The following is a 24,058-nucleotide window of genomic DNA, read 5'->3' as shown; positions in this document are numbered from 1 at the left end:
CACGTATGCTAAAATTACCGAATTATGTATGTTGGTTTTCATTATACCACAATATGCAACAAAAACCGCCTGTTTTCCGAAGAAAGGGCGGTCTTTAAGTCAGTTCGTTTACGCTAATCACTTAGCAGAGTTGTCGATTTTAAGTAAGATATGCTTCAACTCATTCAAAGTTTCACTCAGATGTAATAAATCTTCTTCTGGCAGATACACCAGTCTTTCTTGAATTTTATTGGAGAAGGTATGGAATACCTGTTCACAAAAAGCATCGCCTTCCTGTGTAATCGCCACATTCACGACTCTGCGATCCGAGTCACAAGACTGGCGGTCAGCCAACCCATGCTCCACCAGCTTGTCCAGAAGAGGAGTCATGTTCGGACGCGAGACATTGAGCTGTTTGGATAAATCAGATACCGTAGACAAGCGCACCTCACGCAGAAGCAGTAATACCTGAAAGTTATTAGGCGACAAGTGTAATGGGAGATCGAGCGGACCGTAGGCGAAAAATTTCTTCTTCACAATCGGAAACAAGCCCAAAATATTTTCTGATATATTTCCTAACAGTTGAGTGTCCATATTTTTCACCGTCAATTCATAAGTTTATACTTATCATTCTATAACATTATGACGTTATATTATACTATGGAATCATTATTTCATCATAATCATTACTTTATTACATCACTACACAAATAAAAAAAGCCTCTACCGCGAGAGACTTTTCCGTTTATTCCATTAATGCGGTCGAGAGGACTCGAACCTCCACGAGCGTACGCTCACTACCCCCTCAAGATAGCGTGTCTGCCATTCCACCACGACCGCATAACAAAATATAAATGGTGAGCCATGAAGGACTCGAACCTTCGACACCCTGATTAAAAGTCAGGTGCTCTACCAACTGAGCTAATGGCTCATGCAGTTCATCCAAGCTGTCCGCCATTAGACCAGACCTCAGGAATTTCCCTTAAGCATGCAACATGTAGTCTATAAAGACAACAATGACCCGTAGGGGATTCGAACCCCTGTTACCTCCGTGAAAGGGAGGTGTCTTAACCCCTTGACCAACGGGCCTTATTATTATGCGCCAACTTGGCGACAAGAAAGAGTATATCAAATAGAATAACAAATGGCAATACTTATTTTTGAAATTTTAAAAAAAGCAGCTTTTATCATTACGAAATGCGTATTTACTTACAACCCCTTACCTTAAATCACTTATATCCTGAAAATAGCGCTAAATGATTGCAATATCACTTGAATTTACTTATAATCACTTACGAGATACCGAAATAATTATATATCAGAGGAGCTTTCTATGTATCAGGAAGAACGAATGTTAAAAATCGTTGATTACTTACAGCTTCATAAGCGTATTTCGGTGGATGATATTTGTGAATTTTTCAATGTTTCACGAGATACGGCCCGTCGAGACCTGGTAAAACTCGAGGAGCACCAAAAAATTATTCGCACCCGCGGCGGCGCTCTTCTCCCTACACTTCATCACGATCCAATTGGAAATTATAACGAAAGACTACTTACTGTATCCGAGGAGAAACAAGTAATCGGACAACTGGCTGCCAACATGGTACGAGATAAGGATCGTATTATATTGGATTCCTCTACCACCGTACAGGCGTGTGCAGAAAGACTGAATGTGCAGGAATGTTCGGTCATCACCAATTCAATCAATCAGGCTGACGTGCTATCTGGAAAAGACGGTGTCTCTATACACCTGTTGGGAGGCCGCCTGCAAAAAGAACACCGGTATGTATATGGCTCCTCCGTGATCGCCACTTTGTCTCACTATTTTGTAGACAAAGCCTTTATCGGGATTGGCGGTATATCTGCCCACGGACTAAGCCTGATTCATGAAGAAGACGGTATGCTGAAGCATCAGATGATGAAGCAGGCAGATCAGGTGATCATCCTTGCGGACCATTCGAAATTCGGAATCAATTTTCCATATCGCTTTGCCGATCTGTCTGAAGTTAATATCGTGATCACCGACAGATTGCCAGAACCAGCGATGCTGGAAATTTTGCAACATTATGATGTTGAAGTTGTTGTACCCTCATAAAATGTGAAACTGCTTAGCTAGAACTCAAGATTTATCACAGAGATATCGAAAGACAGGAGTTGGAGACAAATGAAACTGTTTGCGATTGATATGGATGGAACACTGCTGAACGAGGAAGGAAAAATAAGCAAAGTGAACGCGGAGGCTATACGCCAAGCACAGCAGCAAGGCATTCAGGTGACAATTGCCACTGGTAGGGCCGCTTATGACGCCTGGACGAAGCTAGAGGAAGCAGAACTTATAACTCCCGTCATTGGAGCAAACGGCGCAACCGTACACGATGTACATCGTCGTCAGTTAACCTCTACTCCTATGGGCCGCGGTGAAACGTTTGAAGTGCTGAGCTGGCTGCACGACAACGACTTTTACTATGAGGTCATGACAGACCGCGCTATTTATTCTCCACAAAACGGACATCAGCTCCTTGCTGTTGAAATGGACCGATTGCTGAGCGCCAACCCGGATATTTCCCTGGATACTTTATTACACGCAGCCGAAAAACAATATGAACAGACCGGACATACCCGCATCGCTTCATATGAGGACATTCCACTGGACGTAGAGATTTATAACGTGCTCTGTTTCTCCTTTGATCAAGCCAAATTGGATCGGGGCCGTGAGCGTTACCGAAGTTTTCAGGGCCTGAACATGGTCATCTCTTCAGACCGTAACTTTGAAGTCGAGCATAAGGACGCGTCTAAAGGTAATGCATTGCGTTATCTGGCGAATCATCTGAGCATTCCCATGCAGGAAGCTGTAGCGATTGGGGACAGTTACAACGATATCTCCATGCTGACAATGGCAGGAAGAGGCATTGCCATGGGCAATGCAAAAGACGACATTAAGGCCGTCTGCTCCGAAGTGACTCTGACTAATACGGAAGATGGCGTCGCTCATGCTCTGGTGAACATACTCAAGACAATCGAGGCTGACACTGTGAAATAGAATCATTGGCTGCGTACAAGACAGGCTGACGTCGCTTCATGCCGTACGCAGCACGTTCGTCTCTCCATTTAAACGAATTTCAGTCCACCGTTATTTTCAAAGCAGATCTACACAAAAAGGACGCTCGCAAGCATCATTACAATGCATACGAGCGTCCTTTTTCTACTTAAAATACCAACGGAGAGAGAGGGATTCGAACCCTCGCACCGCTTTCGCAGCCTAACCCCTTAGCAGAGGGTCCCCTTATAGCCACTTGGGTACCTCTCCATGGCTCCCCGAACAGGACTCGAACCTGTGACAACTCGATTAACAGTCGAGTGCTCTACCAACTGAGCTATCAGGGAACATTACTGTAAATTATCATACAGTATGGTTAATTTACCATGATTCAGGGGGTGCCGTCAAGTGCCAACAGGCGAAGCTTACCTCCACATTTCCCACAGCGATATCGCTGAGGATTCATCTTACGCTTGCGCATATACTCCTGTTTACAGGAAACGCATACTAGCTTGTAACGATAAGGCTGAGGCTTACGTTCCGTTCTTCCCGGCAGAGTCTGACAATGCCTGCTTCCTCCTACACGGGCCAGCCATGCTTTGAAGTCAGCATCTCGATGCTGATAGCCCATCCCGCGCAGATGTAAATGATAATGGCACAGCTCATGCTTAATAATTTTCTCCACCTCAGAACGTCCGTAAGCTGCGAGTTGATGTGGATTAATTTCAATATGATGACTTTTCATAAAATACCTACCGCCTGTGGAAGACAGGCGCGCATTAAAGGTGGCTTGATGTCGAAACGGCACGCCGAAGCTCTCCAGCGAAATGCGCTCTACCCATTCTTGAAGCTCTTCATTGCTCATAGAACGGCTCATTGAATGATTCATTGAATTGCTCAGGGACTTGGACTCCATCCTTACGGTCTCTCCTCCTTTGCTCCTTACTGACAAGCATATTATAAAATAATGGCCGAAGTCTAACCCCCAATTCATAAGCACACTTTAGGTACCCACCCCATATGCTAAGCATACAGATGTAACGCAGAGGAGGAGATCGGCTTGCCTCAATGGCTCAGCAACCAGCTCATGCGGGCCTTTTACAAAAAGGACCGGCGCCAAATTAAACTGTTGAACGATTGTTGGTTTTTTTATCATAAAGCACCTGGCGTGGAGTTCGATGCCAACAACGGGTAAAAGCTAAAGGCATCCAAAATGAAAGCCGGAATCTCCGATGCAGTTCGGAGATTCCGGCTTTTGTTAACCCTTCACAAGAAGGTTGTACAGCTTTATTTAAAGTATTATGCCTGCGATTGCGCCTCTGCAGGAGGTTTCATCGTCAGACCAACCCTGCCTTTTTTCAAATCAACATTCAATACCCACACCGTTACGTTATCACCGACAGATACGACATCCATCGGATGCTTTACGAAGCCGCTGCGCAGCTGTGAAATATGAACCAACCCGTCACTTTTAATACCGATATCGACAAACGCGCCAAAATCAATGACATTGCGGACGGTTCCCTGAAGCTCCATACCCGGTGCCAGATCCTCGATCTTCAGCACATCCTTGCGGAATACCGGCAACGGCAGCTCGTCACGCGGGTCACGGCCCGGACGCTGGAGACTGTCCAGAATATCCTTCAGTGTCGGCACGCCGACTTCCAGCTTCGCAGCTAGTTCGTCAATGTTGGACACGTTCAGCGCTTCCGTTGCAGCCTTGGTGCCCAAATCGTGGGCACTAATGTTCAGTTCCGCCAACAGGCGGTCTACGACAGCATACGATTCAGGGTGAATTGGTGTGCGGTCCAGCGGATTTTCTCCACCCGGTATACGGATAAAGCCAACAGATTGCTCGTAGGTTTTTGCACCAAGACGCGGCACCTTCTGCAACTGACGACGGTTGCTGAATTTACCGTTTTCCTCGCGGTACTTAACGATGTTTTTGGCAATCGTCGCATTGATCCCTGCTACATAGGATAACAGCGCAGAGGAAGCCGTGTTCACATCTACACCGACATGGTTAACGGCTGATTCGACAACGTCCTTTAAGCTTTCATCCAGATGTTTCTGCGACACATCATGCTGGTATTGGCCTACACCAATAGCCTTCGGCTCAATCTTGACCAGCTCAGCCAGCGGGTCCTGCACACGACGTGCGATGGAAGCCGCACTGCGCTCGGCCACGTCCAAATCGGGAAATTCCTCCTGTGCCAGCTTGGAGGCAGAGTATACGCTTGCGCCCGCCTCATTGACGATCAGATACGCTAGACTGCTGTCACCAATGTCCGCGATGACTTCCGCTACGAATTGCTCTGTCTCGCGCGAAGCGGTTCCGTTACCAATGACAATCAATTCGATACCGTATTGGGCAATCAGTTGCTTGAACTTTTCAGCAGCCTCGCGCTTCTTGTTGTTCGGTGGTGTCGGATACGTCACAGCCACTTCGAGCAGCTTGCCGGTGTCATCGACAACCGCCAGCTTGCAGCCTGTCCGATAGGCCGGATCGACACCGAGCACACGTCGGCCCTTGATCGGAGCCTGTAGCAACAGGCTGCGCAAGTTGCCTGCAAAAATGGAGATCGCCTGCTGCTCGCCCTTCTCCGTCATTTCAGCGCGCACTTCACGCTCGATAGACGGCGCGATAAGTCTTTTATACGCATCCTCAATGACACTGCGCAGCAGATCTTGCACGACAGACGATCCTTTAATCACTTGGCCTGCCACGTAATTGTAAATAGAATCTGGCACTACCTCCAGACCAACCTTAAGAATGCCTTCCCGCTCCCCGCGATTAATCGCCAGAATACGGTGAGGTGGCATTTTCTTAGCGAGTTCACGATAGCTGTAGTAGTTCTCATACACGGATTCTTGCTCTGCGTCCTTCGCTTCGGAGGTCAGCATACCATGGTCCAGCGTATATCGGCGTACCCATTGGCGAATAGCCGCATCATCCGCTATATTTTCAGCTAAAATGTCCAAGGCTCCTTGGATGGCCGCCTCGGCGCTGTCCACTCCCAGTTCCGCATTTACATAAGACTCGGCTTCTTTCAGAGCATCGCCCTGTTTCGGCTGGCCCCAGATCCAGATGGACAACGGCTCCAGTCCCCGTTCCTTTGCTACACTGGCGCGGGTTTTGCGCTTTTGCCGATACGGACGGTACAGATCCTCCACTTCCTGAAGTTTAACCGCAGAGGTGATAGCCGCCTGCAGGTCTTCCGTCAGCTTGCCCTGCTCATCAATAATGCGGATGACCTCTACCTTACGATCCTCCAGATTACGCAAATACACTACACGATCTTCAATTTCACGTAGCTGATTTTCATCCAGCTCTCCTGTCATTTCCTTACGATAACGCGCGATAAAAGGAATTGTATTCCCTTCATCCAACAAACTGATCGTTGTCCGGATTTGCTTGAGTGCCAGCGACAGCTCTCTCGCCACTTGTTTGACAATCCGCTCTTGGCGTTCTGCTTCGTTCGGCTCCTGCCGGATTTCCGTCTTCGTTTCCTCGTTAGACAAACCTATCCCTTCTTCCTCACAACTCTTGTCATACAGCATGTCTTTCATTATCACAAAAAATGATTCAAAGCGCCAGCAGGTGACGTTAGAGCAAGCCCTACCTGCATTTTTTATCGGACACGCAAAAGGACAGCGCCCAAGCGCTGCCCTTTTCCCGTTTCACTCGTCGTTCCATCACGCTAAAAATCAATCAAACCAAGACTGATTTGTAGCGAATCGCTCACTTTGCGCATAGTTTCTTCATCTAAGTGGGTGATTTTGTCGGTAAGCCTTTGCTTGTCGATCGTCCGAATTTGCTCCAGAAGAACAACAGAATCACGATCAAAGCCATGCGTCGCCGCGTCGATTTCCACGTGTGTAGGCAGCTTTGCCTTCTGAATCTGAGCGGTGATAGCTGCCACGATCACGGTAGGACTAAACCGGTTGCCGATATCATTTTGAATGATCAGCACAGGTCTGACGCCACCTTGCTCGGAACCGACTACGGGTGAAAGGTCTGCAAAAAAAACGTCGCCGCGCTTTACGATCAATATGGATTACACCCCGCTAACTGTACGGCCCAAGGTGCTGTTTGCATCTTCCTCCGCGTGAAAGGCTTCGGATGCCATGGTCAAGTTAATTTTAGCCATTTCCATGTATCCACGCTGCATAGCTTCACGAATGTAACGTTTTTTACGTTCGCCTACATACAGCTTCATGGCCTGCCTGATAAATTCACTGCGGTTGGAATTTTCCATAGCTACGATCCCGTCCACTTCCTGCAAGAGATGATCTGGCAAACTGATCATTATTCTTTTGGTGTTCTGCAAATTGGCCAACTTCTCTTCCACCCCCAAAACCTTGTCGCCATTGTACCATTATAACGTTATTCCCGGTAATTTATTCAAACGGAATACAAGAATGTATATGATATTCGTATATCATCTATGCTGCATTCCATTATAAACTACGCAGTTCGTTTTCGTACAGGCGTTTGATCCCCGAAATACAAGTGTCAGCGGAGCCTGATGCGTCTTTTGACAGTTATAGCGCTCTTTTCTTTCCTTTGTACATATTTCGGGACGTTCTGCGAAAACTCCTGCTTTTATTCGGTAATTTGCGTTATGAAATTAATTCCAGTGGGTTGGAAGAAGCGAGTTCACTCGAATAACAGGAACATGACCTCGTGTGTATACACGCGGTACCCTGTCTGCGATCATGCAGATCACCTCATAGTGGATCGTACCAAGCTTGGATGCCAGCTCATCCGCCGCGATAGTTTCGCCGGACTGCTGACCGATGAGAACAACCTCTTCGCCGGTTTGGATTTCTTCCGCATCTTCTGCGAAAGATTGTAAGGATACCATACACTGGTCCATGCAAATCGTGCCGAGTACCGGGACGCGGCGACCGCGTATCAATACTTCGATCTTCCCACTCAGCATGCGGGAGTATCCATCCGCATAGCCGATTGGCAGTGTACCGATCCGTTCTTCACTGGAAGTCACATACCGGGTGCCATAGCTAACTCCCCAGCCGGGAGGAAGCGTCTTAGTATAAACCACCGCCGTCTTCAATGACAATACAGGTAGCAGTTCAATGGCTTGCCGGTTAACCTCATCAGACGGATACAGACCGTATATACTGATACCAATCCGCACCATATTGGGGGAAAGAGAAGGGGTATCAATGGTAGCGGCGCTATTGGCCGTATGTATAATGGGAATGGTGATACCTTGTTCCCTTAGCGCTTCCGCCACGCCCCGAAACCGATCATATTGTAGCAGTGTATAGCTTTTGTCTTCTTCATCCGCGCGGGCAAAATGGGTGTACATGCCTTCCAGCAGCACCTGCTCTAATTCGTGAGCCTGCCGGACAAAAGCCATAGCCTCTTCTCCAGGCAGCAAACCCAGTCTTCCCATGCCGCTGTCTATTTTGATGTGCACCTTCAGCTTGCGTTCATTTCCTTGGCGGTCCAGTCTGCGGATACCCTCCAGCACTTCTTCACTGAACACGGTCAATGAGATATCATGCTCCCAAGCCGTTTGTACAGCTTCCGGTGGGGTATAGCCGAGTACAAGAATCGGTAGCTGAACCCCCGCATGACGAAGCTCCAACGCTTCATCCAGAAAAGCGACGCTCAAATAATCCGCACCAAGGCGTTCCAATTCCTTTGAAATTTCCACGGCACCGTGTCCGTAGGCATTAGCCTTGACACAGACCAGTATCAGCTTATCCGCTGGCAATGCCTTGCGAAAAGCTTCATAGTTGGCGCCAAGGTGATCCAGGTTGATTTCGGCCCGGGTCGATCTGTATTGTGCTTGCAAATCCAGTCACCTTCTTCAATTGTTAGCCTGTAACATAACCTTTTACCATTCGGAGTGTGGCAAAGTGCTTGCTTCCAAAGGTTAATGGTAATGTTCAAAAACCTGGCTGTCAATGGCAGGGGGGCTTTACCAGCCTCCTCTACCATCTCTACAATAGAATAGGATATACAAGCGATGCACATCTTAGACTGCGAATGAACAAAAGACGGATACGGGCGGCAGCAGAGCATTATACACTCTAGACCGTCTGCATCCGTCTATAAAATTTTATTTACCCGATTGATCCTGTATAGAAGCGGCAATTTGTATCATTTCGCTCACAGGCAGGTCAGCACTGGTGATTCTGAACTCGATTCCGTCATTCATCCAGGTCATCGTCTGCTGTTCGCTTCCGGTCAGCACGGCAAAGCTTCCTCCAATATCAACCAGTTCGCCTGCGGCCAGTGCGACCGCCCGATCTTTTGGACGCGCCTCCACAATGGTATAATTATACGTTCCACTATACCGCAGCATCACCGCATGTGTACCATTATCCTCCAGCTCCGGCGTATCCTTGATCTGTACTCCGGCTGGCGTGTAGGACGGTTCGATCAAGCCGAACTCACCCATCACAGCTTCTGCCGCATCTGTTCCCGCTGACGTTCCGTTTGCAGCATCGGATGCGCCCGGGGTTTGTTGCTGCGCCTCTGCATTGGCTGCTGCGTCCGATTTGGACGTATCGTTTGTGGCAGTACCGTCCACCTTGGCTTCTCCTGACGGTTGCTGGACTGCATCCTCTTTTGTCCCCTGCTCTTGTCCGGGTTCGCCAGAGGTCACGCCAGTCGTCCCATCCATCGCACCGGAAGGATCAAGCTGACCGCTGGGATCCACTGCTCCAGAAGATGGCGCCCCTTCGCTACCCGTACTCGTCTTACCTGAAGCCATATTCCGCTCCATATCAAAAGAGTCCTTGTCAAACTTCGTATCAAAAGCAAATTGATCGAACTTCAGATCAACAACTACCTTGGCATTCGCATCAGACACCTGTACCTGAGTGGGTGCATAGTCATTTTTGGACAGCCATATCTTTTGTCTCACCAGCGCATGGCTGTTGTAATTCGCTGCCACATCAAACACGTAGGATTTATCGTCGGTAGCCAACTGACGGGAGGCATCGCCGATAATGCTGCGAACCAACGTTTCATATAAATATACTTGACCCTGATTGTTTGGCCAGTCGCTTTTGAAACGGAAGCTTTTGTTCAGGCTAGGTGTTAGTACAAATACACCCTCATCATTACGAAGCACAATTTGCGTAACATCCTTTTTCTCGTTCGTCATGGCAATTCGGTAATAGGACGGCTTGCGGTAGGAAATATCCACCTTGTATTCCTGCGGCGTGTCGCCGGTATGCAGCGTCATCAAAGCTGTACCGTGGTAGCTGTTCAGGTCGCTCACCACGTCACTCAAATCTTTAACCACATCGTCCGCGCTCTTCTTGCCGCACCCGGCCAGCAGCAGCGTTACACACATGACCATGGCGAGCATCCATGAAATCCGGCGCATGTCATCAACCCCTTCAGCACATGTTTTAAATGAATTAGTACATGTCTATGAAGGACTTGTTCGATTTATGCAGACTGGCATGACAAGCTTGAACGTATCCTTGCGTAATGCTATAAAATCTTTTGGAGAGTGATCATAAATTCATACAGAAAATAAATCTAAAAACCGATCAAAACCACGCCTGCACCGATCGTAACCCACTTGATGGCGGTTCGATTCATGGCTTTTCGTGTTGTGGCTACGAGGGTCATCCCCCCAAGGCCCACAATCCAACCATGCATGAATCCATTCTTTAGCCCTTGCTTCGTCATTTCAACCGTAATTGTACCTACAGGTAGTGCTATAGAGAAACCTAGTAAAACATATGTAATAAACAATGCCATTTCAAAACCCCTTTCAAATGTATAAAAATGATATTCTATACCATAAAAAATGACAAATCAATAAGATTTGAAGAATGAAATGAGCTAAGAACACCTGAGACTTATTTTGTACAAAATCGGATTCATTGACCAAGTTTGTCCATTGAGTATTGAGGGTTCAGCGCTTATCATAGCTTTTGTGATAATAATTCTCATTTGCAAAATTCTGAATCATTCTATTATACGGAGGTTGCTATGACCAACAAGAACTCGACAATCAACAAAAAATCCACTCGACAATACACTGCTCTCATCTGCCTATTCTTTCTTATGGGTGCATTGCTGCTGGGATGCGGCGCGTCTGACAATCAGAGTGCAAGCAGCAACACAACAGCATCTACAAAAACATCGGAAGCTGCCACAACTCGTGACTACACAGACTATAAGGGACATACAGTGAATATTCCCACGACTCCTGGGCGCATTGCTTACTTTGGAGAAAACTATGGGGATTTATTGGTTTTAGGCGTACAAGCTGTAGGTACATCGACTTCTATGATTGAAGGCAAGGTTTACGAAAAGCAGGTTCAGAACGTGGCCGATCTGGGGTTCCCGATTAATTTGGAAAAAGCCTTGGAACTACAACCTGACCTAATCATTACCGCCGATACAGATGAAAAACAATACGCTGCGTTAACAAAAATTGCACCTACAATTATGTTCGATACCTTTGCCCCGTTAAACGAACGTTTGCTGCATCTCGGAGACATTGTGAACAAGAAAAAGGACGCTGAAGATTGGCTTGCCCAATATAAAATAAAGGAAGCGGAGATGTGGACCAAACTTCACGCAGAAGGTGTTAAAGCGGGGGAAACAGCTTCAGTCTTTACCTACTATCCTGGCGACCGTTTATTCGCAATGGGACGGACAGGACTATCACAGATACTGTATGAAAAGAATGGTTTCAAACCCACCCCTCCTATCCAGAAAGCACTGGATGAAGACAAAGGATTTGTACAAATATCTCAGGAAGTGATTGGACAATACGCTGGAGATCGGATTTTCATACTAAGAACACCAAGTTCAGAAGCCAAACAATCCACCGAACAGTTAATGAAAAGCAAGCTGTGGCTCCAGCTTCCTGCTGTCAAACAGGGGCGTGTGTACATTCAGGACATTGGCAAAACCGAAAGTGATGCTTCCACTCGAGAATGGCTGCTGGAGGAATTGCCCAAACTCATCAAATAAAATTGGAGAAGCTTATCATCACTTGTTGATAGGCTTCTTTTTTGTTGAACCTAAAGGAGGTATACTTATATATGCATGATAACCATTCTCAATAAAAGGAGCAATACCGTGAACCAGTCTCCGTCGTCCGTATATCCTCCCCCGTTCAGCTCACTGCTTTTTCATTTTAAAGAAATTGCGTTGATTGGTGAGCCTACCGATGAATTATTATCACGTCCCAGTTCATATCACTGTCTGCTTATGTTCATCAGTGGGGCAGGTAGGGTGGACATTGGCCCAGAGCAGTATCTATTCCATACAGGTCATGGGTATTGGCTAGCTCCAGGTGAATCCTATCAAATCGCTCCCCTGAATGGAACTGTACCCGGATACTACAAAATCACGTTTGAGGTCATCGCTTTGCCGTCGGAGCCACAAGCGGACATGGTCTTGGCTGAACACGCAGCGCGCATGCCATCCCTATATCATGGAGCTGTCCTGCCGGAACCGCGCGAATACATCGTCTCCTCTTCTTCCTCCAAGCTTATTCAGTTGATTGAAAAGCTATTTCATAGTACCCAACAAACGGTACAGCCGCATAGCCAAACATCTGTATTACGGCAGCAAATCATGTTTCAAGAGTTGCTCTTGTGTGGCAGGAAGACCTCACCCCTATTGATCAAAATAATACCTCTAATCCGGCATTGCCAGCATCGGTAGAAGGCACTCTCTCCTATATGGAAAACAACTATGAAAAGCCTATTACCGTCAAGCAGCTTGCCGAGCAGGCGAACGTTTCCATATGGCAATACTCACAAATGTTTCGTAAAATTATAGGCAAAAAGCCGCTGCATTACCTCACTGAGCTGCGCTTGAATCATGCCAAGCGGCTGCTGCTGGATTGCAAACGGCCTTTACGTGAAATTGCCCGTCAGGTTGGTTTCTCTGACGAATATTATTTTAATCGGCGGTTTAGGCAAATGACCGGGATTCCCCCTGGCAAGTACGCGCTTTCTGTCTCCGGTTCTGTGCGCGTTAAGGATTGGACGGGTCACCATATTCATATTCCGCGCCGAGCAAGCCGCATCATCTATCATGGAGAAACGATGGGCGATCTATTGGCATTAGGAGCCAAAGCCATCGGCGGAAGTCTGCAACTCAGTGAATACAGTGTCTATAAACATCGTCTTGTGAATGTTGCCGATGTGGGCCTTCCACTGAATGCCCGCTTGACCAGCGCTCTTGATCCTGATCTAATTATCATTGCCAATTCGGACGAACAGGAATATGAGCGCATTGCCAGCATCGCCCCCACCGTCACCTTCAACTCCTTCGCCACGCTGGAGGAACGGATGCATACACTTGGCGTCTGGCTCGGTAAAGAGCGAGAGGCCGAACGCTGGTTGTCTACCTTCACAGCCCGTAATCTGGCAATGTGGCAGCAGCTCGGTACGCAAATCACAGCCGGAGAAACGGCCTCCGTCTTCATCTTCGATCATGGTGATCGGCTCTTTGTCATGGGTATGTCCGGATTCTCGTCGGCCCTCTACCACCCCCAGGGCTTTCAGCCCGTTGAGCCGATCCAAAAGGTGCTCGACGAGGGACACGGCTTCGCGGAAATAGATCCGAACGAATTGCCTGATTACGCCGGGGACCGCATTTTTATGCTTGTCCCAACAGCCCCAGAATCCAAACGTACGCTGGAACGCATGATCAGCAGCCCTCTCTGGCGCAGCCTCCCTGCTGTACGTCAAGGTCGGGTATATTTCGTAGAAGCTGAACGCTGGAACTGGAGCGATGCCATAACCCGGCAAAAACTGCTTACTGCACTGCCCAAACTGCTTGGCACTTCATCCTGAGAAGCTGCCATTTTCTAAAGTTACTACATTAGACCTTGAATGCTTCCATCTGCCTCCAGCGACATATGCTCAGCTGCTGGTGATTTGGGCAATCCTGGCATCGTCATAGTATTGCCTGTTTCCACGACCACAAAGCCTGCCCCTGCGGACAAAGCAACGCTGGACACGTGAATGGTAAACCCCTCCGGTGCACCTAGCAGAGAAGGTTGATCTGAGAAAGAATACGGCGTTTTGGCCATGCATACAGGCAGTTGTCCAAAACCAAGCTGCTCCATACCGGCCAACGCCCGTTTGGCCGCAGGAGTGTAAGCTACCTCTGCCGCACCGTAAATCTCCTTCGCAATGACACTAATTTTCGTTTGCAAACCAAGGGTATGCTCATACAATGGTGCAAAATGGGCTTTGTCCTCCTGGAGCAGGTTGAGCAGGCTTTGGGCCAGCTTTTCTCCCCCTTGGCTCCCCTGTGCCCACACCTGTGACAACTCTACGGGTACTCCCAGCTTGCGGCATTCCGAGAAAATCAGTTCCAGCTCGGCTTCGCTATCTGTTACAAAATGGTTGACCGCTACCAGTACTGGCACGCCAAACTTTTGCAAATTCCGTACATGCCGGTTCATGTTGGCTAATCCAAGTTGCAATTGCTCCAGATTTTCTGCGTCCAGCTCATTTTTAGCTACACCGCCGTTATATTTCAGCGCTTTGGCGGTTACGACCAACAGAGCCGCATCTGGCTGCAAACCGGATTGACGGCACTTGATGTCAAAAAACTTTTCTGCCCCCAGCTCAGCCCCGAATCCAGCCTCTGTGACGACCACCTCTCCCAGCTTCAGGGCTAGCTTCGTACCGATCAAACTACTGCATCCATGTGCAATATTCGCAAAAGGTCCACCATGCACAATAACTGGAGTTCCCTCCAACGTTTGCACCAGATTGGGCTTCAATGCTTCCCGAAGCAGCACAGCCATACCTTCCACCGCATGTAGTTCCTCAGCTGTTACCGTTTCGCCATCTTCGTTATAACCAATCACCATCCGACCCAATCGCACTTTAAGATCGTCCATATCTTCACTTAAACATAATACGGCCATCACTTCTGAAGCCGAGGTAATCAGAAAACCACTTTCTCTCACCGCTCCATTACCTGACCCCAATCCGGTCACAATGTTTCGTAAACTCCGGTCGTTCATATCGACAGCACGTTTCCACACGATCCGCTCCGGTTTCAACCGCAAAGCATTTCCATGAAACAAATGGTTATCGATCATCGCTGCCAGCAAATTATGTGCTGCCGAAATCGCGTGAATATCACCCGTAAAATGCAGATTAATGTCTTCCGCCGGAACAATCTGGGCTTGTCCTCCCCCAGTTGCTCCTCCTTTCATACCGAAGCAAGGGCCAAGGGACGGCTCACGCAACGCAGCAACGGTTTTATGCCCCAGCGCATTCAGCGCCTGTGACAGCCCGATGGTTGTTAGCGTTTTGCCTTCTCCCGCCGGCGTGGGATTCATTGCCGTAACCAGTACCAGTTTTCCATTCGGGCGATCCTTTAACTGCTCCCACAGGGACGGGTTCAGCTTCGCTTTATATTTTCCATACGTCTCCAGATGTTCTTCTTCAATTCCTGCTTCTTTGGCTATATCAATAATCCTCTTCATCTTTCGTTATGTACCCCCCGTTTTATAAGTCTGACCGATGATGTCAAACCCTGTATCGTTTTATTTTACCAAAGTGTGCTGCTTATTGCGCTATGATTCATTTCATCGCAAGCGTTGCTATCATGTGAGTTATAAAAAAAAGCATCCCCCGCCCGCATGGACTTTGGTGGATGCTCTTTGGATACGTCTCGTTTAACAAACAGCTCTCAAATTAACCTGCAAAGTTAGCAGCGTAATTTTCAGCAATAAATCCCTTAGAAATCAGGATAGCTTGGGATTTCTTAGTAGCAGGGCCATAGCCTTGGGACAGCAGATCATTAATATGTAAGCGATTATATATGAAGCAAAATACAAAGTTGGACGCCCCACTCGTAAGGATCGATACCAGAAAAATAATAACAGCCCACTTCCAATCCCCTCTAAACAACGCAGGGAAAAAACCGAAAAAGAGCGTAGTCCATGAAAAACCTACTTTGCGTTCCTTGATCATTCCAGTTTTATTTCTTAATTTAATCTTCATTTACCCCTTACCTCTCTTTATATAGTCTTTTAGAACTATATTAGATTATATAGGATAGAGGGAATAAATGGAACTTAATTTCGAGAAAAATCATAAATTTCTCAAATACTCTCTAGTTTATAATGCTTTTCCAGCACTTCTTTAAAAACATCAACAGGGTACTTGTATTCAACAGTTTTGAAAACAATCCGGTTATTCCACTGGTTTTTTTCCAGCTCGCACCCATGCTCCATATCCAGTTCCTTCATAATAAATATAATCTCATCTAAGGTTACCATCACACTATGTCTATTCGTCGTAGTTGCCAGCATCTGCTCGCCTTCCTGTGTGTAAGCCTTCACGATCTGCTCATCAAACCCTTCGCTGATCATTAATTCCTTCAAAGCTTGTACAAAAAGAGTCGGCAGGTTTTTGTACTGCGATTTTTTAATCCCAAACAGCGTGACGCTTAAGCGGGATATATCATGCATAAACACAATATTTTTTCTCCGATTCAGTAAAAACAAGCTGGCATGCCAACTATTCAAAGGCGGATAAATATCAACTTGAAGTGGTTCAGTCTCCCATTCCTTCAGCAGTTTTTGTGTTCCTCGTATAACAAACATCGTTGTTCTCCTTTATGACGGTCCTGTGCCGTAGCTCGTGATTAGACATACCTGATTTCTTGTATAAAGCATGTCACGTATATCATAACATCGTATTCCAAACACCGGATTATAAACTCTTTCAGTATAATATAGGAGAACTGTAACTGCTAGTAGTTTGATTACATCTTGTGTTAGGGTTGCGTTGACTTCGGTAATCTCACTTACCTCTCATGAGCGGATTTAAATACTATCTTATGTGGTGGTTTAAACATCTTTGAATTTACGAAAAAGTCCAATATTCATCAATTTTAATAATCATATGTTGCAGTTAAAGCCACTACTTCTACATCCCTATGCGGCCATTTAAGCAATTTCAATACATCTCTTGTTAACACAAATAGGCTGACAGGCGTCCCTACAGCCCGCTTTTTCATCGAATCAGGTTGTACTTCCCGTTTCCGATCGAAGCTACACGTTATCATGTATGTATGACGATAAGAGCTATAACTGCGCTTCACAGCAGCTCCATGTACGAACTGACGCCAGAAGGAAAGATTGACGTACATGGCACGTATGAAGGTTATTGTTACCAGGGCTGTCGCCATAGCTTGTGCCATGGCTGGGCATCGGGTTCCGACGGCATGGCTCTCCGAATACGTGTTGGGTATCCGTCCGGTTAAGCCGGGCTGCAGGACCATAAGTGTTAAGCCGTAGCTTGGCGATCTGGAGTGGATTAAAGGCACCTTCCTAACGCAGCTTGGTATTGTAAAGGTGATGTCTGTAAATATACTAGACATCACCTTCTTTTATCTAGAGCTATCGTTAGATCAAATTACACAAATTCATTATTATCGTTTCTTTCATTTGGAGGCTGTTAGCAATTTTATCATTGTACATTTTTCTTCTAGGATACCTGAAATTGATGTAAGGATAAAACAGAATTTTATTTGTCAGCAAGGTAGCCTAAATCGTATTTGTAAAGAGTGCTGGAAGTTAGAGGAAGCATAAACGTAACATCAGGTAAACTGCCGTCTGGTTTTCTTGGTGCAGATAATTGGGCCGTATCCAGACTTACAAAATCTTCGGTCGTGATTTCAAGTCCTCCGTTGATGGTCCAAGAATTATTAGATACATTTTCCGGCAAATTGTTGTCATTCATAATTGCCCGGTCCATAAAAGCGATGTTGTTATGTAAAACTTCTCTGTAACCGGGAATATTGGTTATGTCCGTTGGACTAACACGTTCCAGCATATCGAAATTGGCTCTACTATTATTATAGGCCGTGTTATTGGTCCAGGTAGCTGATTGTCCAGGCTGATGATTCGCATAAAAGCCACTAGCACCGTTATTCACAGCTAAAGAATATTTTACGGTATGAATGGGCAAGGGATCTGGAATTCCCGTAATTCTGTACGCATATCCGCCGACTTTAAACCCATTTTTGTTGCCGATACCGTTCTGATTACCCTGATGATCAAATGACCAACAATGGTCATAAATCACTGGGCCTTTTGAACTGATACTGTCAAATCCGTCATCGCTGTTATTCCATGCACGGGAGTTAATGAAGGTAACAGCCCCTCCATGAGCACCAAAACCATCTGTATTACCAGCTGATATTTGTGTTGGTCCTATGTTGTTATAAGCATCCGAATTAAGAACAGTTCCTGATCCATTTCCAGTATAATAAAAACCAATGGCTTCATTATCATGAGCAGCCATATTCACGAAATCGGCTTGTCCTCTAATATTAAAAGCTTCTGATTGCGCTTGATCACCTACTTTAACGCCGATCACATCAAATCCTTTAAAAGTGATGCCCGTTACATTATCACCAACAAAAAATGCTGCCACACGTAGATTCGTTGGTACATTTTTGAAATCAAACACAGGTCTTTCCCCAGGATAAGCCTCATAGGTGACCCCATTCTTATTAAAGGCATTTACATAATTATAAACACTATCGGTTTTTGCAATTTCAAAATCATCATAAACTCCTCCACGAATATAGACTGTATCCCCGGACGAAGCTACTGATTGTGCTTGCATCAAGCTCTTAAATGGCTCACTTTTAGTTCCTGCATTATTATCACTGCCAGTTGGAGAAACGTAATAGCTTGTCGTACTTGTGGCTGTCTCTTCCTCCACATCTAGGGTGTTTTTAGCTGCATAAACAGAACTAGTCATAAACATGGCCACAAGCATGCAACAGATCATAAATAAACTTCCAAATTTCCTCATAAATCATTTCTCCTTTTGTCAATCAATTGTTTGATGCTGTCCTAACAACTACAAAGATCTTTAAATGAAAAACAAATAAATCGATAGATGTTATATCTGAAGTTTTCAGGGTCGGGTTTCAGTAAAATCCAACTTACAATAGCATTGGAAACCGCTGCGTGCAGCCACGATTCCACGTCCTAAATTTTCCGTCATTCGGGATCTGCAGCGGCATTAACCGTGTTCGATGAAAAAGGTAGTGATATACTAAACTCATTACACTCAGGAACAACATGAGCTTGCGCAATTTTCTCTGCATATAAACTTTTCTTTTTATTAGTGATTTGTGGCTAATCTCCTGGTACAAAGAAGACCTCCTTCCATATTATTCCGGCGCCATGAATTTCATCGGCTCAAATTACAGAGATATGTATAACTCAATTACTAAATAATTCTTTTGTATTACATTTTTAGGTATAAAGTCATGTAATATAAAAATATATTTTTACAATATTCTGGTGAAAATAGGTAAGAAATGAAAGTGTACTATATGAATCGAATTGATGAAAAATTGTCCGATCTTCCCTGGTTGGTAACGGAGTTTATTGAAAGCAGGAAAAGAAAACTATCTCCCACAACACTTCTTAACTATTGCCATGATTACGTTATATTTTTTGATTGGTTAGTTGCAGAAAACTTTACTTCAGATAGTCGTAAAAACGTTTCCTGAGTCACCTTAGAGAAATTAATCATTCGTGAAGTGGAGAACTTTCTTTCTTTTTTGGAGTACCCATTAGGAAATACTAAACTGACCATTAATCGCAAGTTGTCCTCACTGAAATCCATATTGATTACTTACAAAACAAAGCTGAAACAAGTGTTCTAAAACCATATATCCAGCGAAATGTCATGGCCAAAATGGAGTTGAACGTAGTTAAAGAAAGTCAGGAAACCATTGCAAACCATATTGAAGGAAAAATTCTTAGAAAAGACGAATTTGAAACATTTAGGACGATGGACCAAGTTATTCTGTTTCCGCAGCATGTTTTGACAAACCAGGCACTCACTCCTGAGCAAGCGATGAAACCGAAAGCCTATGTTTTCTGATTGCAGTCAAGAACGTTTGTAACCCTTGTGGCTCTAGGAGATTTACTACTTCATACATTTATGCGGTTGGAAAAACATACTTACTTTGGGTCTATAAAGGCATACAAACTTTTCCCCTGATCTAAGCCTCTTCCTTTACAAAAGCCAAATAAATACTATAGAACTCCCGTGCGCCTGAACGCGAATGATGCAAACGACTGATTACGTAACTCCCTGGGACGATCCAGGGAGTTTTCATTTTTTCTTTGGATATTTATTATGGAAATCCCCTCCACTGCTCTATATAATTCAGGTACAGTTCGTCACGCGAGCTTAATCTAAAAATTAGGGGTGTTCCACACCTATGCCACAGCATATTTTACTTATTGAAGACGATCTATCCATTGCCGAAATGCTACTCAAAGCACTCACTAAGGAAGGATACAGCCTAACCACTGCCTATGACGGGGAAGAGGGGCTTCTTGCCTTTGAACGTCATACCTATGATCTGGTACTGGTGGATTTGATGATGCCGAAGGTGGACGGTATGGAGGTGATTCGACGAATTCGCACCCATAGCGCTGTCCCGATTCTTATTATGTCAGCCAAGGACAGTGACGTGGATAAAGCGCTTGGACTGGGCTTTGGGGCAGACGATTATGTTGCCAAACCTTTTTCAATGCTGGAAATGACCGCTCGTATCCAGTCCGCGATCCGAAGATCTACTACATATGCCCGTCAGCAACAGCAGGAGGGACAGCCGCAAGCACAAGTTTTGACCTACGGCAGCCTGCGCATTGATTTTGATCATTTCACTGTCATTCGCAATGAAAACGAAATTCAGCTAACAGCTAAAGAGTCCGATATACTGAAGCTGTTTGTAGCCAATCCAAACCGGGTATTTACAAAAGCACAATTATACGGATTTATTTGGAAAGACGATTATATGGGCGACGAGAACGTGATTAACGTCCATATTCGCCGCCTGCGTGAGAAAATCGAAGAAGATCCCTCGCATCCTGTCCATATTAAAACGCTATGGGGCATTGGCTACAAATGGGAGAATGGCTGATATGAACATCGAAAACATTTCTGAATGGATTGTCGGCCTCATCATGTCAGTCGTTATTGTATGGCTTTGGCGGGAGCGTATGGCCAATAAGCGCAAAATAAGGGATATCCGAACCCTACTAGAGCGAATTGTGACTGTGAATCATGCGGAAAAGCTGCTATATGTCACAGGTGACGTTGAACTGCAGCGACTCATGACGGAAATCAACCGACTATTAGACTTAAATTTGAGGGTATCAGCCGATTACAACCGTAGCCAAATTGCTATGCGCAAAATGATTTCAAACATTTCCCACGATCTCAAGACCCCGCTTACGGTTGTGCTTGGATATGCCGAAATGCTGGATGGCGATCCGACTATTTTGCCGGAAGAACGTATAAAGCTACTATCCAAAATTCATCAAAAGACAAGCGAAGCGATTGGGCTGATCGGGAGCTTTTTTAGCTTGGCAAAGCTGGAAGCTAATGATACGGATATTCCGTTGACTCGGCTGGAAGTGGGAGAACTGTGCAGACGCAGCATTTTAGAGTTTTATGACCTGCTGACTGCACAGGGGTTTACTGTGCATATTGAGATCCCGGAGCACCCCATTCATGCCTTGGGGAACGAAGGAGCGATTGGACGGGTGCTGAACAATCTGATCTCGAATGCCATTCGCTACGGGGCAGACGGACGGACGCTGGGTCTGACTTTATCGGAACAGCAGGATACAGTGCGTATAGAGGTATGGGATCGTGGAAAAGGCATACAGGAATCTGAGCAGGATAAAGTTTTTGAACGCATGTACACACTGGAGGACTCCCGCAATAAGGCGGTACAGGGCAGCGGACTGGGCCTTACAATTGCCAAACGTCTGGTTGAAACGATGAACGGAGAAATTCAATTGACCAGTAGACCTTATGAGCGGACAGTCTTCTCTTTTACATTGAAGAAAATCAACTATTAATCGAACTCAACATACTCAACTTAATAAATTTGTAAGAATCACGAAAGAAAAATGAACATTTCGCCCTTTATCCTTGAATTATCAGCAGTATACGAAGGGAGAACACCCATGACTTACGTAATACGTACACATCAGTTGACCAAAGCCCTGAAGGGCAACGAAATTGTAGCAGGAGTCAGCATGAATGTGCGCAAGGGAGAAACCTATGGCTTTCTCGGCCCCAACGGAGCAGGCAAGACAACGATAATGAAAATGATTACGAATTTACTCAAGCCGACATCGGGTGAAATTGAATTATTCGGTGAAAAACTAACGCCAAAATCGTATCATCTGCTCGGACGGATGGGTTCGATTATTGAATACCCGATTTTTTATGACAGGCTGACGGCGCAGCAAAATCTCGAACTTCATTGTGAATACATGGGCTACTATAATAAGCAGGCTGTCCGGGATGCCCTAGAATTAGTGAACTTGCAGAATGCGGGTGACAAGTCGGTAAAAGACTTTTCACTGGGAATGAAACAGCGTCTCGGGATTGCCCGCGCTATTGCGACTAAGCCAGAGCTACTCATTTTGGATGAACCGATTAATGGTCTGGACCCCGTGGGGATCAAGGAAATCCGCCAATTATTCCACATGCTATGCAAGGAATATGGGATGACTCTGCTCGTGTCCAGTCATATTTTAGCGGAAATAGAGCAGATTGCGGATACGGTAGGCGTGATTAATCACGGAAGGCTGATTGAGGAAGTGTCGATGGAGCAGGTGCGGGAAACCAATACGGAATACATTGAATTTACGACCAACGATTGTAAAAAGGCAGCCTACGTCCTCTCCCATCATCTGAATCTGAATAATATAAGGGTGCTCAATGAACAGAGTATACGTATTTACGATTCAAATGTACCGCAGAAACAAATTACGAAGACGCTCATTTTAAATGATATAGAAGTGGATTCCATTCATCAGAAAAGCAGCACGTTGGAAGATTACTTTTTGCGGCTGTTAAACGGAGGTGATCTCCATGCTTAAGTTGATGCAACTGGAGCTGAAAAAATTTCATCTGGCGGGTTATATCCGTTCAGCATTGATCGCCAATGCATGCATTCTTGGGCTGCTCTGTATCATCGCGCTGGACAGCCAAAGTACAGGAATACCCGAATTTACACAGTACACTCAGCTTCTCGATCTCATGGACATGCTGGTCAGAGCCACATTTATTGTGTTTGCCTCCGTTCTCCTGTGCCGCTTTATCGTAGGGGAATTTAAGTCCAAATCGATTACGATCCTGTTCATGTATCCGATTCACCGTCAAAAGCTGATGATCGCCAAGCTCTTGGTTGTGCTGCTGTTTACCTTCTTGTCTATTATTATTTCGGAAATAATCATTACGGCTGCTATTCATCTGCTCAACCATTTTGTCTTGATTGTACCCGATAACCTTACTCTTTCGATACTGGGTCAACAATCAGCACGGACGCTGATCAATGCCGTTGCTGCCAGCTTTATGGGACTGGTTCCGCTGTATATGGGGATGCGAAGATACTCTGTACCCACCACCATTGTGACCTCAATCCTGATTGTAGCATTGCTTTTCTCTAATAATAACGGCGCTACACTTAGCTCCATAGCCCCCGTGCAAATAGGCTTCTCTATACTGGGAATGCTTGTGGCTTATGCGGCGATTCGACGCATTGAGTATAAGGATATTACTTCATAGTATGTAACTTAGTAAAACGCTTTCGAAAAATAGATGAAAATCATTATTAGATATACACACATTTTTCACTGGACTTCATTCTAAAACAGGTATATCCTATAGGAGAAATTAAAAAACGGAATAAGGATCTTCGGGGTAGGGTGTGATTCCCAACCGGCGGTATGGCTCATGGAGCTAAGCCCGCGACTCTGTATCTGGCAACAGGATACGGACTGATTTGGTGAGATGCCAAAGCCGACGGTAAAGTCCGGATGGAAGAAGATCGAAATATCAACATGCCGCGAAGTGGATGAATACTGCGTTATGGGTTTTACAGTTGCAGTAACTTCATTTAACTTGCATAAAGCGGCAAGTTTATTTGATCAACCCCCGTCTTGCATGGCCTTTCGCCATGGACGGGGGTTTTTGTGCCAC

The 24,058-nt window shown here is 45.7% G+C and carries 24 protein-coding genes, 5 tRNA genes and 1 riboswitch; of the genes, 12 read left to right on the top strand and 17 right to left on the bottom strand.

Features of this window, described 5'->3' with window-relative positions; translation table 11 throughout:
• Positions 1–117: 117 nt before the first annotated feature.
• From NSQ68_RS06505 to NSQ68_RS06490, 4 genes are all read right to left on the bottom strand, one after another.
• A complete protein-coding gene (locus NSQ68_RS06505) occupies positions 118–573 on the bottom strand; it encodes a MarR family transcriptional regulator (RefSeq protein ID WP_307348614.1) in 456 nt (151 codons plus the stop codon).
• Positions 574–736: 163 nt separating this feature from the next.
• Positions 737–819: transfer RNA gene (locus tag NSQ68_RS06500), tRNA-Leu, on the bottom strand.
• A 15-nt stretch (positions 820–834) separates the two neighbouring features.
• A tRNA-Lys gene (locus NSQ68_RS06495) sits at positions 835–910 on the bottom strand.
• Positions 911–996: 86 nt separating this feature from the next.
• A tRNA-Glu gene (locus NSQ68_RS06490) sits at positions 997–1,068 on the bottom strand.
• Positions 1,069–1,312: 244 nt separating this feature from the next.
• Between NSQ68_RS06490 and NSQ68_RS06485 the strand changes: the two genes are divergently transcribed.
• Entirely contained in the window at positions 1,313–2,074 is a 762-nt protein-coding gene (locus NSQ68_RS06485) for a DeoR/GlpR family DNA-binding transcription regulator (RefSeq protein ID WP_307348612.1), read from the top strand.
• A gap of 69 nt (positions 2,075–2,143) precedes the next feature.
• On the top strand, positions 2,144–3,019 hold the full coding sequence (locus NSQ68_RS06480) for a Cof-type HAD-IIB family hydrolase (RefSeq protein WP_342428337.1): 876 nt from the start codon (positions 2,144–2,146) through the stop codon (positions 3,017–3,019).
• A 178-nt stretch (positions 3,020–3,197) separates the two neighbouring features.
• Here NSQ68_RS06480 and NSQ68_RS06475 read toward each other — a convergent pair.
• The 3 genes from NSQ68_RS06475 to NSQ68_RS06465 all read right to left on the bottom strand — a co-directional run bounded on the left by NSQ68_RS06475 (position 3,198) and on the right by NSQ68_RS06465 (position 3,932).
• A tRNA-Ser gene (locus NSQ68_RS06475) sits at positions 3,198–3,286 on the bottom strand.
• Position 3,287: 1 nt separating this feature from the next.
• Positions 3,288–3,363: transfer RNA gene (locus tag NSQ68_RS06470), tRNA-Asn, on the bottom strand.
• A gap of 44 nt (positions 3,364–3,407) precedes the next feature.
• Positions 3,408–3,932: a SprT family protein gene (locus tag NSQ68_RS06465; protein WP_053324897.1), complete on the bottom strand. Its 525-nt coding sequence runs from the start codon at positions 3,930–3,932 to the stop codon at positions 3,408–3,410.
• Positions 3,933–4,076: 144 nt separating this feature from the next.
• Between NSQ68_RS06465 and cmpA the strand changes: the two genes are divergently transcribed.
• Complete coding sequence (cmpA, locus tag NSQ68_RS06460; RefSeq protein ID WP_007429337.1) at positions 4,077–4,211, top strand: cortex morphogenetic protein CmpA; 135 nt, start codon at positions 4,077–4,079, stop codon at positions 4,209–4,211.
• Between the two features lie 104 nt (positions 4,212–4,315).
• Here the strand turns inward: cmpA and NSQ68_RS06455 are convergent, their stop codons facing one another.
• The 6 genes from NSQ68_RS06455 to NSQ68_RS06430 form a co-directional block, all read right to left on the bottom strand.
• Complete coding sequence (locus NSQ68_RS06455; protein WP_342428336.1) at positions 4,316–6,538, bottom strand: Tex family protein; 2,223 nt, start codon at positions 6,536–6,538, stop codon at positions 4,316–4,318.
• 179 nt (positions 6,539–6,717) lie between these two features.
• The gene (locus tag NSQ68_RS06450; protein ID WP_007429335.1) at positions 6,718–7,068 is read right to left on the bottom strand and encodes a type II toxin-antitoxin system PemK/MazF family toxin; all 351 of its coding nucleotides are present in this window, start codon (positions 7,066–7,068) and stop codon (positions 6,718–6,720) included.
• A gap of 6 nt (positions 7,069–7,074) precedes the next feature.
• Complete coding sequence (locus tag NSQ68_RS06445) at positions 7,075–7,356, bottom strand: ribbon-helix-helix protein, CopG family (protein ID WP_007429334.1); 282 nt, start codon at positions 7,354–7,356, stop codon at positions 7,075–7,077.
• Between the two features lie 291 nt (positions 7,357–7,647).
• The gene (gene alr, locus NSQ68_RS06440; protein ID WP_342428335.1) at positions 7,648–8,844 is read right to left on the bottom strand and encodes an alanine racemase; all 1,197 of its coding nucleotides are present in this window, start codon (positions 8,842–8,844) and stop codon (positions 7,648–7,650) included.
• A 267-nt stretch (positions 8,845–9,111) separates the two neighbouring features.
• Positions 9,112–10,389, bottom strand: coding sequence for a DUF4367 domain-containing protein (locus NSQ68_RS06435; protein ID WP_342428334.1), 1,278 nt, complete (start codon positions 10,387–10,389; stop codon positions 9,112–9,114).
• A 158-nt stretch (positions 10,390–10,547) separates the two neighbouring features.
• On the bottom strand, positions 10,548–10,772 hold the full coding sequence (locus tag NSQ68_RS06430) for a hypothetical protein (protein ID WP_342428333.1): 225 nt from the start codon (positions 10,770–10,772) through the stop codon (positions 10,548–10,550).
• A gap of 234 nt (positions 10,773–11,006) precedes the next feature.
• On the opposite strand from NSQ68_RS06430, the gene NSQ68_RS06425 reads away from it, so the two are divergent.
• The 3 genes from NSQ68_RS06425 to NSQ68_RS06415 all read left to right on the top strand — a co-directional run bounded on the left by NSQ68_RS06425 (position 11,007) and on the right by NSQ68_RS06415 (position 13,837).
• Entirely contained in the window at positions 11,007–11,999 is a 993-nt protein-coding gene (locus NSQ68_RS06425) for an ABC transporter substrate-binding protein (RefSeq protein ID WP_307348585.1), read from the top strand.
• A 108-nt stretch (positions 12,000–12,107) separates the two neighbouring features.
• Positions 12,108–12,698, top strand: coding sequence for a hypothetical protein (locus NSQ68_RS06420; protein ID WP_342428332.1), 591 nt, complete (start codon positions 12,108–12,110; stop codon positions 12,696–12,698).
• Positions 12,629–13,837, top strand: a complete 1,209-nt coding sequence (locus NSQ68_RS06415; RefSeq protein WP_342428331.1) for an ABC transporter substrate-binding protein — start codon at positions 12,629–12,631, stop codon at positions 13,835–13,837. Before NSQ68_RS06420 ends, NSQ68_RS06415 begins: the two co-directional genes overlap by 70 nt.
• Before the next feature lie 23 nt (positions 13,838–13,860).
• On the opposite strand, the gene NSQ68_RS06410 is transcribed toward NSQ68_RS06415, so the two are convergent.
• The 3 genes from NSQ68_RS06410 to NSQ68_RS06400 all read right to left on the bottom strand — a co-directional run bounded on the left by NSQ68_RS06410 (position 13,861) and on the right by NSQ68_RS06400 (position 16,617).
• A complete protein-coding gene (locus NSQ68_RS06410) occupies positions 13,861–15,492 on the bottom strand; it encodes a formate--tetrahydrofolate ligase (RefSeq protein ID WP_342428330.1) in 1,632 nt (543 codons plus the stop codon).
• A 211-nt stretch (positions 15,493–15,703) separates the two neighbouring features.
• Positions 15,704–16,012, bottom strand: a complete 309-nt coding sequence (locus NSQ68_RS06405) for a hypothetical protein (RefSeq protein ID WP_013309242.1) — start codon at positions 16,010–16,012, stop codon at positions 15,704–15,706.
• 101 nt (positions 16,013–16,113) lie between these two features.
• Positions 16,114–16,617, bottom strand: coding sequence for a hypothetical protein (locus NSQ68_RS06400; RefSeq protein WP_342428329.1), 504 nt, complete (start codon positions 16,615–16,617; stop codon positions 16,114–16,116).
• A 546-nt stretch (positions 16,618–17,163) separates the two neighbouring features.
• Between NSQ68_RS06400 and NSQ68_RS06395 the strand changes: the two genes are divergently transcribed.
• A complete protein-coding gene (locus NSQ68_RS06395; RefSeq protein ID WP_342428328.1) occupies positions 17,164–17,313 on the top strand; it encodes a hypothetical protein in 150 nt (49 codons plus the stop codon).
• Positions 17,314–17,542: 229 nt separating this feature from the next.
• On the opposite strand, the gene NSQ68_RS06390 is transcribed toward NSQ68_RS06395, so the two are convergent.
• Positions 17,543–18,841 (bottom strand): pectate lyase, encoded by a 1,299-nt coding sequence (locus NSQ68_RS06390; RefSeq protein WP_342428327.1) that lies wholly within the window; start codon positions 18,839–18,841, stop codon positions 17,543–17,545.
• An 888-nt stretch (positions 18,842–19,729) separates the two neighbouring features.
• Here NSQ68_RS06390 and NSQ68_RS06385 point away from each other — a divergent pair.
• The 5 genes from NSQ68_RS06385 (at position 19,730) to NSQ68_RS06365 (ending at position 23,644) form a co-directional block, all read left to right on the top strand.
• Complete coding sequence (locus NSQ68_RS06385; RefSeq protein ID WP_342428326.1) at positions 19,730–19,927, top strand: hypothetical protein; 198 nt, start codon at positions 19,730–19,732, stop codon at positions 19,925–19,927.
• 343 nt (positions 19,928–20,270) lie between these two features.
• Positions 20,271–20,978, top strand: a complete 708-nt coding sequence (locus NSQ68_RS06380) for a response regulator transcription factor (protein ID WP_342428325.1) — start codon at positions 20,271–20,273, stop codon at positions 20,976–20,978.
• A gap of 1 nt (position 20,979) precedes the next feature.
• Positions 20,980–21,924: a sensor histidine kinase gene (locus NSQ68_RS06375; RefSeq protein ID WP_342428324.1), complete on the top strand. Its 945-nt coding sequence runs from the start codon at positions 20,980–20,982 to the stop codon at positions 21,922–21,924.
• A 108-nt stretch (positions 21,925–22,032) separates the two neighbouring features.
• Positions 22,033–22,956 (top strand): ABC transporter ATP-binding protein, encoded by a 924-nt coding sequence (locus NSQ68_RS06370; RefSeq protein WP_165144895.1) that lies wholly within the window; start codon positions 22,033–22,035, stop codon positions 22,954–22,956.
• A complete protein-coding gene (locus tag NSQ68_RS06365; RefSeq protein WP_342428323.1) occupies positions 22,949–23,644 on the top strand; it encodes an ABC transporter permease in 696 nt (231 codons plus the stop codon). Before NSQ68_RS06370 ends, NSQ68_RS06365 begins: the two co-directional genes overlap by 8 nt.
• 122 nt (positions 23,645–23,766) lie before the next feature.
• Positions 23,767–23,911: riboswitch (FMN riboswitch) on the top strand.
• Positions 23,912–24,058: the final 147 nt, after the last annotated feature.

The sequence above is a fragment of the Paenibacillus sp. FSL L8-0158 genome (assembly GCF_038592965.1).
Taxonomy (GTDB): Bacteria; Bacillota; Bacilli; order Paenibacillales; family Paenibacillaceae; genus Paenibacillus; species Paenibacillus polymyxa_D.
Note: the sequence above shows the minus strand (reverse complement) of the source record. Positions and strands in the feature narration are given on the sequence as shown.